The following is a 14,086-nucleotide window of genomic DNA, read 5'->3' on the forward strand; positions in this document are numbered from 1 at the left end:
TGACACCCCACCAACGGGTCAAACCGTTGATAAATCAACATTTATAGAGGGAGGTGACCTTTGCAAGGTCACCTCCCTTCTATCTTAAGAACACTGAAAAGAACTGATCCGGTTAGTATCTGTGCCATAATAAGACCAACGATTCATTCGCCAGCGGTATCCTGCGATAGAATGGCGTCCGACAAAAGTTGGATAGAACCAAAAACCTCGACCATTCTCTAGCCAAACATACGTAAAGCGGAATAGACAAGGTCTCATTGATCCAGATTCAATAGCCAAAGTATTTCCATGTGAATGAGTTAATTGTGGTGTAAAAGATGGTGGCGGTGTTGTGGGTGGTCCATGATCTGCGCCTCCACCAAAATGTGGTCCATCTGGATGAGCTGGAGGTCCACCAGGAACAGATGGTGGCATTTCTCCTCCTGAGAATGGTGGCAATCCGCCTCCGCCAATAGGTGGTAAATGCGGAGGATTTAACCCAGTCCCTCCTCCAATTGGAGAGATAATAATTCTATTTTGGTGTTGTGGATAAGTTTGTTGTCCATAATAAGAATAATATGGCTGAAAATACATCATTTTTCCCCTTTCGTTTTTGATGTATTACTCTATGCATCTCGCCCAAGCGAGGTGCAAGGTTACCATTATTCCCACTCTTTTAGAGGCTATTGCTTGACCTCATAATTTGTTTTCCATTTCTTTCGAAAAACAAAACCAGCAAGCCACAATATAACAACTAACCCAACAACAGTCCCAATACTCAACCACACCCATAGCCCTTCAATAAAATGCATAGCGCGATGATGATCCTTTACCAGCCAGTAACAAGAGCCACTCAAAACGGCTCCTACAGGAAGAATAACCGGACGGTAATCTTTTAATCCCAATAGTTTTTGCACAGCAATTGATGAACAGAGAAAGGTCATAATAATTTGGGTTAAAATCGATAATGCAAAAAATGCAATCATAATCATCTCGTAACGATGGATAAATAATCCAATTTCTGCACTTCTTGCCATTTGCATACAGGAAACAATATACTGGGCTGCTACATCTGCTGTTAGTACTCCTGTTTCAAGGATTGGCCACATAGCAATGATCATTCCTCCATAAAAAACGCCTGCTGTTGAAGATTTTATCCAGGTCTGCTTATCCCTTACTAAAGGAAGAATCATGCAAACCATCATCGCAGCCATTGCATAATCAGTATTATGGTGTCTACTCGCCCATACCGTTTCTTTAAAGCCAGATTGAAAAACCGGCAGAAGCTCTCTTATATCAAAATTACTAAGAGACCCAAGCATTAACAAAATATTTAAAGCAATAATAGAGAAAACTCCAATCAAAGCCATTCGAGCGACCACTTCAATCCCAAAATGAATCGCATAAACTCCTATTAAGAAAGCAGCTATAACAAATAAAAAAATAGGAGCCTCCGGTAAGAAATAATCCCTTAAATGATAAACGAATGTTGCCATAATACTTCCATATGCACCCACAAAAAAAACGAACACAGAAATAGCGACAAGTTTCCCGGGAAATTTCCCTAAAATACGGTGAAATTGATCAATTAAATCCCCCTCAGGTATACGTCTCATCACAATAACTATTAGTGCTATTAATAACAGTCCCTGAAAAGTGGAGAAGAACGTCGAAATCCAAATATCTCCTTTTACTTCGCGTGCCATTATTCCTTGTGTCAATCCGATCGATTTTGCATATAGCATATTGATAATCAACGCCATTAACATACCATTAGTTATCTGCACCTTCATTATTTTTCCTTCCTTTCTTCTTTACCTGATATTGTAGGCTGGAATAATAATGAACCACTTTCTACATTTGCATGAATACTAAGATTTACTTCTGCGGTTGAAAAAATATTTGCCCAGTCTTTCTTCATTGTTTTCCACTCATACGGATATTCATTTTGAAATACTTTTCCTAATTCTAATACATCAGACTTATATTCCTTTTGAATTTTCGAAATAGACTTATTGATATCTTCTTTAAGCTTAGCTTCCACAGCTTTTTCTAATTTCTCTACGAGCTCTTTATCGCTTACGGAAAAAGGACAGCCTGCTTCTACTACAGTAACGGTAGCATTTAGTTTAGCATTAAAACTAACTTCATTATTCTTATAAATGGGGTCCACATCAAACTTTTGCTTATTTAATTCGACACTTATCTCACTCTTCGGTTCTTTTGGACAAGCAACAACCACTACTCCCGAATCTATCTTATCTCTAAAAAGAATGACCCCTTGCAATTCATCGGCTTGTAATATCCCTACTAATTTATCGTTATTAAACACACCTGCCCCAGATAACTCAACCTGTTTTAATTTTGCCCCTTCCTCTGGTTTAAGACTATCGATTTTCCTTTCTTCAAGAGAAATCCTTGCAAGTATTGGCTCTGTTGAATCACTTAAATAAGCTGCTAATAGGTCCTTTATTTCAGTATGAGGGGCAAGGGTTGAAATATTGGTATATCGAAATAATTTACTTAATGCTTCGCCAGGAATTACTTCTAAACTAGTAATTGTCGCCGTTATTTCGCTCGCTTTATCGGGAGTTAAAGCAATCAATGTCCTCATTCGAAGCTCTGGATTTCTAGTAAAGAAATCGATAATGTCCCCAATACCTTCTTTTGCTACCTCTTCATTTATTACAATAATAAAATTATGCGCCCAAAAAACTCTTCGTGATGAAATGGCAGTCAAATTACGAATCGCTTCAAAAATGGACTCTCCCTCTCCTTCTACATTCCATGTAGTTTCTCCGGATTGACCGGTAGGAGCACCAGTCTGCCCCCTGGCATCCCCTGGTCTAGAAACTTGTGCTGTAACCTTTATTGTTCCATCCTTTGATCCTTTATCAATCCCAACTCCCATTACCAGGGCAAGATCATTGATTTCTCTTTTGCCTGCACAAGCAGTTAATAGCAAGGAACTAAAAATAATTATGATAAATAAATTGGTTTGCTTCATTCCTTTCTTTTCGCTCCTTTATTGCCTTCACTTTTCTTTTTCCATCTTTTCAGACCCGATGTATCGCCATTATCCTGGCTTTCTTCTTTTGCTTTAGCTCCTTGTGTACTCTTATCTATTTCTTCTGATTCCGATTGATTGTCTTTCCCCATCTCCATAGGATTTTTCACCTTATTTGGTGGCTTCGGCTTCTGATGATCCCCTAATTTAATGGTGTCTCCATCTGCAAGTTGGGGTCTTTTTTTCATTGCCCACCAAGGAAAACGAATGAGTGTATCCTTTTGATCATTTGGCTGAAAAGGAGTTGCTGGAGCTAAATAAGATTCGCCAAAAGAACGAATACTTAGTGCATGAATTGCTAATAGGGCAAACATAACAGAAAACCCAAGCAAACCTAATGTGCCTGATGCAATTAATAAAGGAAAACGGATTAATCGTATAGAATAGGAGGCGGAGTAATTAGGTATCGCAAAGGATGAAATCCCCGTAACCGCTACTACAATTACCATAAATGGAGAAACAATTCCGGCCTGAACAGCAGCCTGTCCGATAACAAGAGATCCTACAATACTTACAGCCTGCCCAACTGGTTTTGGCATCCTGAGACCTGCTTCTCGCATTAGTTCAAAGGTTATCTCCATTAATAAAGCTTCCAATAGTACCGGAAAAGGGACTATTTCTCTCCCCGATGCGATGGTTAATGCTAATGGAGTCGGAATCATCTCTTGATGAAAGCTTACTAACATGACATAAATGGAAGTAAGCGTGAGACTAATCACAAAGGCAATATAACGAATGATACGAAAAAAGCTCCCTGCCATAAATCCCATATAATAGTCATCACTTGCTTGTAAAAATTGCCAGAAATAAGTAGGGACCACTAAAACAAATGGAGTATTATCAACAAAAATTGCTACCCTTCCCTCTAACAATGCAGAAGCTACTTTATCTGGTCTTTCTGTACTCATTACAGTTGTAAACGGGGAAAATGGAGAATCCGCAATCATTTCTTCTATATATCCACTTTCCAAAATTCCATCAATTTTAATATCATTTAACCGCTTCTTTACTTCCTCTACTAATCCCTTTTTAACGGTTCCTTTAATATATGCAATATTTACATCGGTTTTAGAGCGTAATCCAATGCTCATTGTTTCTAATCGCAGCTCCGGATCACGGATTCTTCTTCTAACTAACGCGGTATTTGTCCGTATATTTTCTGTGAATCCATCTCTTGACCCACGGACAACCTGTTCTGTTTGCGGCTCGTCAACACTTCTTGTGTCCCATCCCTTTGTTTGGATATGAAAAACTTTTTTACATCCATCTACTATAAGGATGCTATCTCCAGAAAGGATTGCTACAAGCGCCCTTTCAACTTCATCAGTCGTGGAAAAGGAAGTGTTCATTAAGACATGTTGTTCAATCAAAGTCTGAAGGTCAGAAATCATTAATTGGTTTCTTTTAATAAATTCATTTCCTTCATACATCATGGCATCGATTACTTTTTCCACATGCTCTACACTAGCAAGCCCGTCAATATAAAAAAGCACCGAAGAAACTTGCCTATTCCCCAAAAAGAAAATCTTCCTTTTTACAAGGTCAACACTATCTCCCAATTCGTTTTTAATTTCAGCTATATTTTTTTCTAAATCCACCGTGAACTTTTTGTCTTTACTTGTTGTTTCCATATCGTCCACCCTTACTTTTTACTATTATTCTTCATAACCAACTAAAGGACTTTCTATTCCCAGAACAGGAAAATGTATAAAAGGTTTTTTTTTCGTATAAAAAAGAAACAAGAAGCATATATAAAGGCGGAGATATTTTGAATTTTTACCATACCTGGCTATATAAAAACGTTATAAACGCAGAATGGCTTTTGTGGATTATTGTTATTTTTGTTTTTGTATTTAATATATTGTCCCCAGTCATCATATGGGGCTTAATGAATGGACAATCCATCATTAAATGGGGAAAGAAAAAGAAAAAGAAAACTAAAAAAGGTGAGAATGGTATAAAATCTTAAATACTATCTTCTCCTATTTCGTTTTTTGAAATAATATACAAAAAAAGGAGTATTATCCTATATCTTTCGCCGAAATTCATCTATTTATTAAATATTTTTGCTGTTGACTAACATCTATAGGTCTTTAGATACTGGCAGCATGAACTACTTCATACTAATCTTAAGTATATAATTTAACTAATCGACGAAAGGGCAAAATCATTGAAAAATGGTGACGCAAAGCTATAGGGGCTTCAGGGTATGATTCGATTCCAATCATTCATTACTCTTGCCAGCCAGCTACCGAATACACCTTCGACGATTCAGATGAAGGGGACTAGAAAAATGAGACAAGAAAACAATGACGAATTATTAATCAAGCAACCAGTGATTGTAAAGGAACAAATCTCTTATACACATGAAACTGGAAATATAGGAAAAGGATTATTTTATGGCATACTCATAAGTATTCCATTATGGATTTCTTTTTTTGGTTGGCTTCGTATTTTCCTTTCTTTTGTTGGAAAATTTATCTAATCGATAGGTAAACATTTTACTTATTTGAATCCAGGTCATATAATCATTATAAGAATAGGCTTGGAAACCATTAGGAAAGGAGATTTCATAATGGAAGATTCAAAAGAGAAATTAGAACAAGAAATAGCTGTAGCAGGAAAGCATTATTCCGAGGAAAAGTTTTGGAAAAAACTTGCGAGGTTTGGTAAAAAAGCAGGTTCCTCTGTCGTTTATGCGGTTTTACTTTTGTATTACACCTTACAAAAACCAAGTGTCCCTAAAAAAATAAAGGTTACTATTATTGGAGCTTTAGGCTATTTTATCCTACCAATTGATTTAATACCTGATTTTCTAGTAGGCATAGGCTACACAGATGATTTAGGAGCATTAGGAATCGCATTATTTCAAGTGGCGATGTATATTGACGATGATATCAAAACAAAAGCAAAAGCAAAGCTTGCGGAATGGTTTGGCAGCAAAGTGGATACAGCTGAAATTGATAAAAAATTAAATAAAGAAATTCACTAAAAAAAGGGACTAAAACAGTCCCTTTTTTCTTTATTATAGAAATAATCCTACGATGGTTGCTGTTAAAACAGAAGCTAATGTTGCTGTTAATAACATTTTCAAACCAAATTTAGCAACGATATCAGCTTTCTTCGCATTAATCGCCTGAATAGATCCAGCAATAATTCCAATACTAGAGAAGTTTGCAAAAGAAACAAGAAATGTAGAGACAATTCCTACTGTTTTAGCTGAAAGTTCTCCAATTAATGGCTGAAATTGCAGCATTGCTACAAATTCATTAGCAGCTAATTTTGTTCCCATAACCGAACCAGCTGTGACAATCTCACTAACAGGAATTCCCATGATCCAAGCGATCGGTGCAAACACATAACCTAATAAATCTGTAAATCCGACACCAAAAACACTTGAAAAGAAGCCATCAATTAAAGCAAGTAAACCGACATAAGCTACTAGCATTGCCGCAACAATTAATGCGACTCTACCTCCATCTAATGCACCTGCAGAAATTGCACCAAATACAGAATTTGTATTCGAAACATCTTTAACGTTAATTATTTCATCTTCTTCTTTTGAAATAGGCGCAACTAATGTTCCAATAATTAAAGCAGATAATGCGTTTAAAATCATTGCTGCTAGTACAAATTCTGCTGGAATCATTTCCATATATGCCCCCATAATGGATGCAGAAACAGACGCCATAGCAGATGTACAAACAATAAATAATTTATTAGCATTCATTGATTCTAAATGCGATTTAATTGCAATCAACGATTCAGATTGTCCAAAAAAGATAGAGTTAATGCTGTTGAATGTAACAACCTTTGATAACCCTGTAATTTTCGCCAATGCTCCCCCAATATATTTAATGGCTAGCGGCAATATTTTTATATGAGTTAATAAAGATAATAAAGTAGAAGTAAAAATGATGAGCATTAGCACATTTATAAAAAAGACACTTCCACCTTCAGGAACTAATCCTCCGGTAACAAAATTAACACCTTCATACCCATAATTAAGCACAGTAGATACTCCATTAGATGTAGCTTCTACAATTTTCAGCCCAACAGTGGTTTTAAACATGATAAGTGCAACGATAAACTCAAGCACAAATAATACGATAATAGCTTTAAAGTTAATCCCTTTTTTATCATTTGATAATAAAAAGGCGATAGCTATCGTTACGATAATACCTAATATCCCAACTAAAATTGACATAAAAAATTCCTCCTAAATAAGAAGCAATAACAATCCTTTCTTCCATATAAAACTATCTCAATATAGTTAATATGTTTTAAAAAACATTGTTAATACATTATAAATAGATATACAGCTTTAAATGTTACCTTATATTTAGGGCATTGTCATCCTTTAATTGAATACTTGTTTAAATTAATAATTTTTAAATCTTTCTAAATATTATCTAAATATATTTAATTTCCATCATTCCAAATACTATCCCATACTAAAAAAAGCAAGTTTAGGAAATAACACCTAAACTTGCTTTTTTTCTACTATATATTCTACTTTTCCCTTAAATTGAAACTTCCTTTTCTCTCTTTGCTGCTTCAAAAGCTTTATTCACCCTGTTTAACAGGACACTATCTGAAAGCAAGCGATATCCCGTTGCAGCAAGTGCCTGTGCCCCTTTAATTAGGGCAGCATCTCCAATTGGAGATTTTGCTGCTTCTCTAAATTCATTCGTATGAGCAATTAAATCATCTGGTCCAATTTTAATATGAGGGTGTGCAGTTGGTACTTCATAACTAATATTACCAGCATCGGTCGAACCTTTTCCGCGAGATTTTTCTGTTACGACTGTTTCTCCAACTGCCTCTAATTCCTCTTTTAATACCTCATCTAAAATGGGATTTAATACAAAATCCTTCACTTCATTTTGGAATCTTTCCACTTTAACAGTTGCACCAGTTGCAAGGGCAGCCCCCTCAGCGATGGCACGAACTTTCGTAGCAACTTCCTCTGTTTTCTTCCACGTTTCTGCTCGAATATAGAATCGTGCAGACGCATATTCTGGAATGATATTTGGTGCATCTCCCCCGTTTGTGATAATCCCATGAATTCGAACATCATCTGGAAGCTGTTGTCTAAGGGCATTTATGCCAACAAACAATTGAATCACCGCATCAAGGGCATTGATACCTTTCTCTGGTGAACCTGATGCATGTGCCGATTTCCCATAAAAATGAAAATCCAGAGGATCCACTGCAAGTGTTTCACTTGTTAACGATGTTTGGCCAGAAGGATGAATCATTAAAGCAACATCAACATCCTTTAAATAACCATGTTTCACAAAGCTTCCTTTCGCACTTCCATTTGGACCGCCCTCTTCAGCTGGAGTCCCTAGAACTACGACTCTTCCACCTGTTTCAGAAAGAGTTTGAGAAAGTGCAATTCCAGCTGCTACACTCGTTGTTCCAATAATATTATGACCACAAGCATGCCCTAAACCAGGAAGCGCATCATACTCAGCAAGAAAAGCAATCGATGGACCAGATATTCCGCTGTCTTTTACTGCATAAAAGGATGTTTCGTGACCAGCAACTGCAATTTCCACTTTAAATCCTGCATTTGTTAGAATATCTACATGCTTTTTACTTGCAAAAAATTCTTGATTGCCAATTTCAGGGTTTGCATGAATCAATTGACTCGTTTCAATATAAAGTTCTTTATTTGTTTGAATGGATTCGTGAATAAGATCAAGACCAGATAAAGTATTGCTCATTTTTCTTCTCCTCCTTAAAGTCCTTTAAATTGAGTTTCTAACTCATCTTTTGGAATGTCTACTACAATGGAGCCACCATTTGTATCCGCTTCAACTGCTTTAATTACATCTGCTTCATGGTACAGCTCTACAATTTTCTGATATGTTTCATTATTTGCATCCTTTGTGCGTGCTGCAAAAACATTTACATATGGCAATGTATTTTCATCCTTTGCATCCTCTAAGTAAATTGGATCTTTCACAGGATCAAATCCAGCTTGACCGGCAACACCATTATTGATTACAGATGCTGCAACATCCGGCAACACTCTTGGAGTTTGTTGGGCAACAATTGGCAAGATTTCTAGATTTTTTGGATTCTCGGCAATTTTCGATGGATCTCCAAATAATCCAAAGTCATCTGCTAATGTAATTAATCCTGCTGATTCAAGTAATTTTAGTGCACGTGCTTGGTTAGATGGATCGTCCGGAATAGCAATTTTGTCGCCTTCTTTAATTTCACTTACATCTTTCACCTTTTCTGAATAGATTCCCATAGGTGCAATAACAGTTGCTCCTATTGGCGTTAAATCGGTTTTATTTTCTTCATTAAATTGACTTAAAAAAGCAATATGCTGAAACGAATTAATATCGATATCTCCATTTTCTAAAGCTTGATTTGGCAATGTATAGTCCGAAAACTCAACTAGCTCAATTTCAATTCCTTCTGCTTTCGCCTTTTCTTTCAAAATTGGCCAAACCTCTCCATCTGATCCAGTTACACCTATTTTCACCTTCACTGTTTTATCTTTGCCAGATGCACTGTCTGACCCACATGCAGCAAGTGCCCAAATTGTTGTTAATAATAGTAAAATAGCAAAATATTTTTTCATCGCACATTCTCCTTAATAAGTAAAATTTGTATAAATTTAACATTATATAGTTACAAAAATCTGTTCGTTAAAGTAATACTCCCCTTAACGTCTCATTATTTTTCTTGATAATGTATTTCCAATCCATTGAGCAATTTGTACAAGAATGATAAGAATTATAACGGTAACAAGCATGACACTTCCATCAAAGCGTTGGTAACCATATGTCATTGCCACATGCCCCAGTCCGCCGCCTCCGACTGTACCAGCCATCGCAGAAAAATCGATTAAGCTGATCGTCACAAAGGTTAGACCAAGAATAAGTGGTCCTAATGCTTCAGGAATTAATACTGTAAAAATGATTTGCAAAGGACTTGCTCCCATCGCTTTAGCGGCTTCAATAACACCTGGATCAATACTGACTAAATTATTTTCTACTACTCTCGCAATTCCAAAGCAGGCTGCAATGGTCATTGGGAATATCGCTGCCCATGTCCCAATCGTTGTACCAACAATCGCTCTCGTTAATGGGCTAATTGCTACTAGAAAAATAATAAATGGAATAGGACGGATAATATTAATCAGGATATTGAGTAAACGGAAAACTAATTTATTTTCCAAAATATTCCCCTTCCTTGTCACATAAAGGAGTAAACCAATCGTGATTCCTAAAATGGAGCCTAAGATAAGAGTCATGATAACCATTAAAATTGTTTCCCCTGTTGATTCCACAATGCGTGGCCAAAAAGTATTCCAATCGACCTTCATTAAACAAGCACCTCCTCAACCGTTACTAATGTTTCTAATTCCTTAAGTACAGACAAAATATTTTCCTGGCTTCCCTCAAAGGATACGAGAAGATTCCCGTAAAACTTTTCCTGTAACTCACGAACAGACCCATAAACGATATTTACATCAACATTAAACCTTCTTGTAATCTTTGAAAGGACAGGGTCACTTGCTATCTCCCCTTTAAAAATTACCCTGTATAACTGTTTGCCGCCCTTATTCCTCCATTCGGCTAACAAGGTATCAGAAGGACGATCTTGCTGTACTGACTGGATAAAACGCTGTGTCGTAGGATGCTTTGGATTAGTGAATACTTCAAATACAGAACCATCCTCGATTACTTCTCCATTTTCCATTACTGCTACTCGATCACATATTTCCTGTATAACATGCATTTCGTGAGTGATTAATAGAATCGTAATCCCAAGATCCTTATTTACCTTTTTTAATAGACGCAGTATTTCACCAGTTGTATCAGGATCAAGTGCTGATGTTGCCTCATCACAAATTAATATATCTGGAGAAGTTGCAAGAGCTCGTGCAATTCCAACCCGTTGTTTTTGGCCCCCTGATAGTTGTTCTGGATAATCGTCTGCTTTATCGGATAAACCGACAAATTGCAAAAGCTCCGCCACTCTTTCTTTTATTTCTTTTTTCGGTACTCCAGCAAGTTTTAACGGGTAGGCTACATTGCCTGCTACCGTACGAGATGAAAAGAGATTAAAGTTTTGAAAAATCATGCCGATTCTTCTGCGAAGCTTGCGAATCTCTTTTTGAGACAGGGATGCAACATCTACCCCTTGAACTTGTATATTTCCGTTTGTCGGCGTTTCTAATAAATTGACAAGTCGTAATAATGTACTTTTCCCTGCTCCACTGAAACCAATAATCCCAAAAATCTCACCTTGTGCGATCGATATCGATACATTCTTTACCGCATTTACTTCGCGACTGCCAAGCTTAAAGGTCTTAACTACCTTCTGAAATTCAATCATTTGCCCTTCCACTCCTATAAAACATAAGTCTCTTGTAAAGAAGAAGCAGGCTTTTAGGAGATACAAAAAGGAGATACAAAAAGGCCCTGCTTCTTCTTTCCAGAAAGAAAAAGCAGGGCCTTTATAAGACAAAGAAACTACTTTTTCTCATCTTTCAAATGCAAAATAGCATTTGCAGGAATTGGCACGGTATTTACAATAAATCCGCTGCCGAGACTTCTTCGGGCCTGTCCCTCCGTCTCTCTGGATAAGAAAAATGTTTTTATTTAATTTTGTAAGATTTGATAACAACTATATAACCAGTTAAATAAATTGTCAACAACGTTTTTATCTTTTTTGTTTTTTTACTAAATTCCTACTTAAAAATTTTTCCGTCAAAAGATATATTAATATAACATATTCCTATTAACTTCCACAATTAGCATATACTTCACTTTCCGTGAAGCTCACACTAAGCGCTTCGCCATTCTACTTCTTCAGCATAATAATACAAAAGGATTACTCGTGTATATTCTCTACTTAGTATTTCTAATAAAAATTCATCAATATAATGAAAACTCCTTATCCCTACAAATCTAAATGTATATAAATATAATAATACCTCTTTAATACAAACCAAATTAATCGGAATAATATTTTTTATAAAAAAAAGGAAATGCTATTTCCATTCGCATTTCCCCTTCTTACTATTGTGTTATCTTTGCTTTCTTTGATAAAAAAAGCTGTACTATTTCTTCTTGACTATATTTTTGGAGAAGAAGAGAATCGATCATTTCTCGAACTGCGCCATTTCCTCCGTCTGAATCAGTAACAAATGTTGCTTGATTTTTTACAATGTCAATCGCATTGTGGGGAGCACATGGCCATCCTACCTTTGTTAAAATAGGAATATCATTGAGGTCATCACCCATATAGCACACTTCCTCAAACCCTATTCCTATTTCATCGATTATCTTCCGAAGTGTTTCTAACTTATCGTGAATTCCTTCAAAAACATAGTCAAATTTCAATTCTTCTGCTCTTGTTCTAACTGCCGCTGACTGTCTGCCTGTTATAATAGCAAGCTTTATTCCAACTTGTTTAGCTAGGCTAATGCCCATACCGTCCTGCGTATGAAACGCCTTATACTCCGTACCATCTGACCCAATATATAATCTCCCATCTGTAAGAACACCATCTACGTCTAATACAATTAATTTAATCCTCATTAATTGCTTCATATACCTAATTTCATTAAATCGTGGAGATGGAGCATTCCAACAGGTTTATTATTGGTATCAACGATTGGCAGCACGGTAATTTCTTTCTCTTCCATTAATTGCAGGGCTTCAGCAGCTAAAGCACCTTTTTCGATCACAATGGACGGAGCAGAAATTAAATTTTCGACATTTTCATTCATAACATCCATCGAGAGAGCAAATGCTCTGCGGATATCTCCGTCTGTCAGGACGCCTATTAATTGTTCTTTCTCATTTACAATTGATGCTGCTCCTAGTCCTTGATCTGTCATCTCAAATAAAGCATCCTTTACTTTATCGCCTTCATGGACAATGGGATTTTTCCTCGTATGAAAAATAATATCATCAACCTTTAATAATAATTTTCTTCCTAAAGATCCATTCGGATGATAGAGAGCAAAATCCTCTGGTCTAAACTTTCGTACTTCCAATAAAGCAATAGCAATAGCATCTCCTAAGGCAAGGGTTACCGTTGTACTTGTTGTTGGTGCTAAACCTAACGGACAAGCTTCTTCAAACTCTCCTAAGCATAAAGTAACATCAGCTTTCATTGCTAAAGCGGAAAATATATTTTTCGTAATGGCAATTAACTTTGCTCCAATTGTTTCAATGGATGGTAGTAACCTTAATACCTCCTCACTTTCTCCACTATTGGAAATAGCAAGCACAATATCATCAGAAGTCACCATTCCTAAATCTCCATGTAATCCTTCTGACGGATGCAAAAAACAAGATGGCGTCCCTGTGCTTGAGAAAGTCGCCTGTATCTTTCTAGCAATAATACCTGATTTCCCAATTCCTGTAACTACCACTTTCCCTTTACAGGATAAAATTAAATGAATAGCATCTTCTATTGACTCATCCAACATATCTCTTAAATCCAATATTGCCTTTGCTTCTTTTTCTAGAACGGTTGCTAGTGTATCTGTATAGTCGAATTTCGGCAAATTAATTTCTTGCATAATAAACCACTCCCATTCTTACAGACTTTTCACCAGGGCATCAATCTCCACGATGGGCTTTAACACTTCCTCTAGATCCGCTAATTTCACCATATTAGGTCCATCTGACATTGCTTCATCAGGATTTGGATGAACCTCCATAAAAATCGAAGAAATCCCCACTGCCGCAGCTGCTCTCGATAAATATGGAACAAACTCTCTTTTCCCACCAGTCGTTGTTCCATTACCACCAGGTATTTGTACACTATGTGTTGCATCAAAAACAACTGGTACTCCTAATTCTTTCATCGTAACAAGGGATCGCATATCCACTACTAAATTATTATAGCCAAATGTAGAACCTCGTTCTGTTAATAGAATCTGTTCATTTCCACTCTCCCTTAATTTAGTAACAACATTTTTCATATCCCACGGTGCCAAAAACTGTCCCTTTTTCACATTCACAATTTTTCCTGTTTCTGCTGCCGCTACCA

At 36.6% G+C, this 14,086-nt stretch carries 13 protein-coding genes, 1 pseudogene and 2 riboswitches; of the genes and pseudogenes, 2 read left to right on the top strand and 12 right to left on the bottom strand.

Going from position 1 to position 14,086, the window contains the following annotated elements:
* Positions 1–84 precede the first annotated feature (84 nt).
* From RTL21_RS22550 to RTL21_RS22565, 4 genes are all read right to left on the bottom strand, one after another.
* The gene (locus RTL21_RS22550; protein WP_396954493.1) at positions 85–573 is read right to left on the bottom strand and encodes a hypothetical protein; all 489 of its coding nucleotides are present in this window, start codon (positions 571–573) and stop codon (positions 85–87) included.
* Positions 574–662: 89 nt separating this feature from the next.
* Positions 663–1,772 carry a GerAB/ArcD/ProY family transporter gene (locus tag RTL21_RS22555; protein WP_312099350.1) on the bottom strand — a complete coding sequence of 370 codons (1,110 nt, stop codon included), beginning with the start codon at positions 1,770–1,772 and terminating at the stop codon, positions 663–665.
* Positions 1,772–2,986: a Ger(x)C family spore germination protein gene (locus tag RTL21_RS22560; RefSeq protein WP_312099351.1), complete on the bottom strand. Its 1,215-nt coding sequence runs from the start codon at positions 2,984–2,986 to the stop codon at positions 1,772–1,774. The genes RTL21_RS22555 and RTL21_RS22560 overlap by 1 nt, the downstream gene beginning before the upstream one ends.
* On the bottom strand, positions 2,983–4,677 hold the full coding sequence (locus RTL21_RS22565; protein WP_312099353.1) for a spore germination protein: 1,695 nt from the start codon (positions 4,675–4,677) through the stop codon (positions 2,983–2,985). Before RTL21_RS22565 ends, RTL21_RS22560 begins: the two co-directional genes overlap by 4 nt.
* Before the next feature lie 519 nt (positions 4,678–5,196).
* A riboswitch (cyclic di-GMP riboswitch) is annotated at positions 5,197–5,302 on the top strand.
* Between the two features lie 37 nt (positions 5,303–5,339).
* Here RTL21_RS22565 and RTL21_RS22570 point away from each other — a divergent pair.
* Entirely contained in the window at positions 5,340–5,531 is a 192-nt protein-coding gene (locus RTL21_RS22570; protein WP_312099355.1) for a hypothetical protein, read from the top strand.
* A gap of 90 nt (positions 5,532–5,621) precedes the next feature.
* Positions 5,622–6,038: a YkvA family protein gene (locus RTL21_RS22575; protein WP_312099357.1), complete on the top strand. Its 417-nt coding sequence runs from the start codon at positions 5,622–5,624 to the stop codon at positions 6,036–6,038.
* A gap of 33 nt (positions 6,039–6,071) precedes the next feature.
* Here the strand turns inward: RTL21_RS22575 and RTL21_RS22580 are convergent, their stop codons facing one another.
* From RTL21_RS22580 to RTL21_RS22615, 8 genes and pseudogenes are all read right to left on the bottom strand, one after another.
* Positions 6,072–7,253: a NupC/NupG family nucleoside CNT transporter gene (locus RTL21_RS22580; RefSeq protein ID WP_312099359.1), complete on the bottom strand. Its 1,182-nt coding sequence runs from the start codon at positions 7,251–7,253 to the stop codon at positions 6,072–6,074.
* A 316-nt stretch (positions 7,254–7,569) separates the two neighbouring features.
* Positions 7,570–8,778 carry a M20 family metallopeptidase gene (locus RTL21_RS22585; protein WP_312099361.1) on the bottom strand — a complete coding sequence of 403 codons (1,209 nt, stop codon included), beginning with the start codon at positions 8,776–8,778 and terminating at the stop codon, positions 7,570–7,572.
* A 14-nt stretch (positions 8,779–8,792) separates the two neighbouring features.
* Positions 8,793–9,650 carry a MetQ/NlpA family ABC transporter substrate-binding protein gene (locus RTL21_RS22590; RefSeq protein WP_312099363.1) on the bottom strand — a complete coding sequence of 286 codons (858 nt, stop codon included), beginning with the start codon at positions 9,648–9,650 and terminating at the stop codon, positions 8,793–8,795.
* 84 nt (positions 9,651–9,734) lie between these two features.
* Complete coding sequence (locus RTL21_RS22595; RefSeq protein WP_312099365.1) at positions 9,735–10,397, bottom strand: methionine ABC transporter permease; 663 nt, start codon at positions 10,395–10,397, stop codon at positions 9,735–9,737.
* A complete protein-coding gene (locus RTL21_RS22600) occupies positions 10,397–11,413 on the bottom strand; it encodes a methionine ABC transporter ATP-binding protein (RefSeq protein WP_312099367.1) in 1,017 nt (338 codons plus the stop codon). The genes RTL21_RS22595 and RTL21_RS22600 overlap by 1 nt, the downstream gene beginning before the upstream one ends.
* A 144-nt stretch (positions 11,414–11,557) precedes the next feature.
* Positions 11,558–11,667, bottom strand: a riboswitch (SAM riboswitch).
* 432 nt (positions 11,668–12,099) lie between these two features.
* On the bottom strand, positions 12,100–12,621 hold the full coding sequence (locus RTL21_RS22605) for a KdsC family phosphatase (protein WP_312099368.1): 522 nt from the start codon (positions 12,619–12,621) through the stop codon (positions 12,100–12,102).
* A gap of 8 nt (positions 12,622–12,629) precedes the next feature.
* Positions 12,630–13,613: a KpsF/GutQ family sugar-phosphate isomerase gene (locus RTL21_RS22610; protein WP_312099369.1), complete on the bottom strand. Its 984-nt coding sequence runs from the start codon at positions 13,611–13,613 to the stop codon at positions 12,630–12,632.
* A gap of 18 nt (positions 13,614–13,631) precedes the next feature.
* Positions 13,632–14,086, bottom strand: a pseudogene (locus tag RTL21_RS22615) (3-deoxy-8-phosphooctulonate synthase); the annotation flags it as partial.

Source organism: Niallia sp., assembly GCF_031978665.1.
Lineage (GTDB): Bacteria > Bacillota > Bacilli > Bacillales > Cytobacillaceae > Niallia.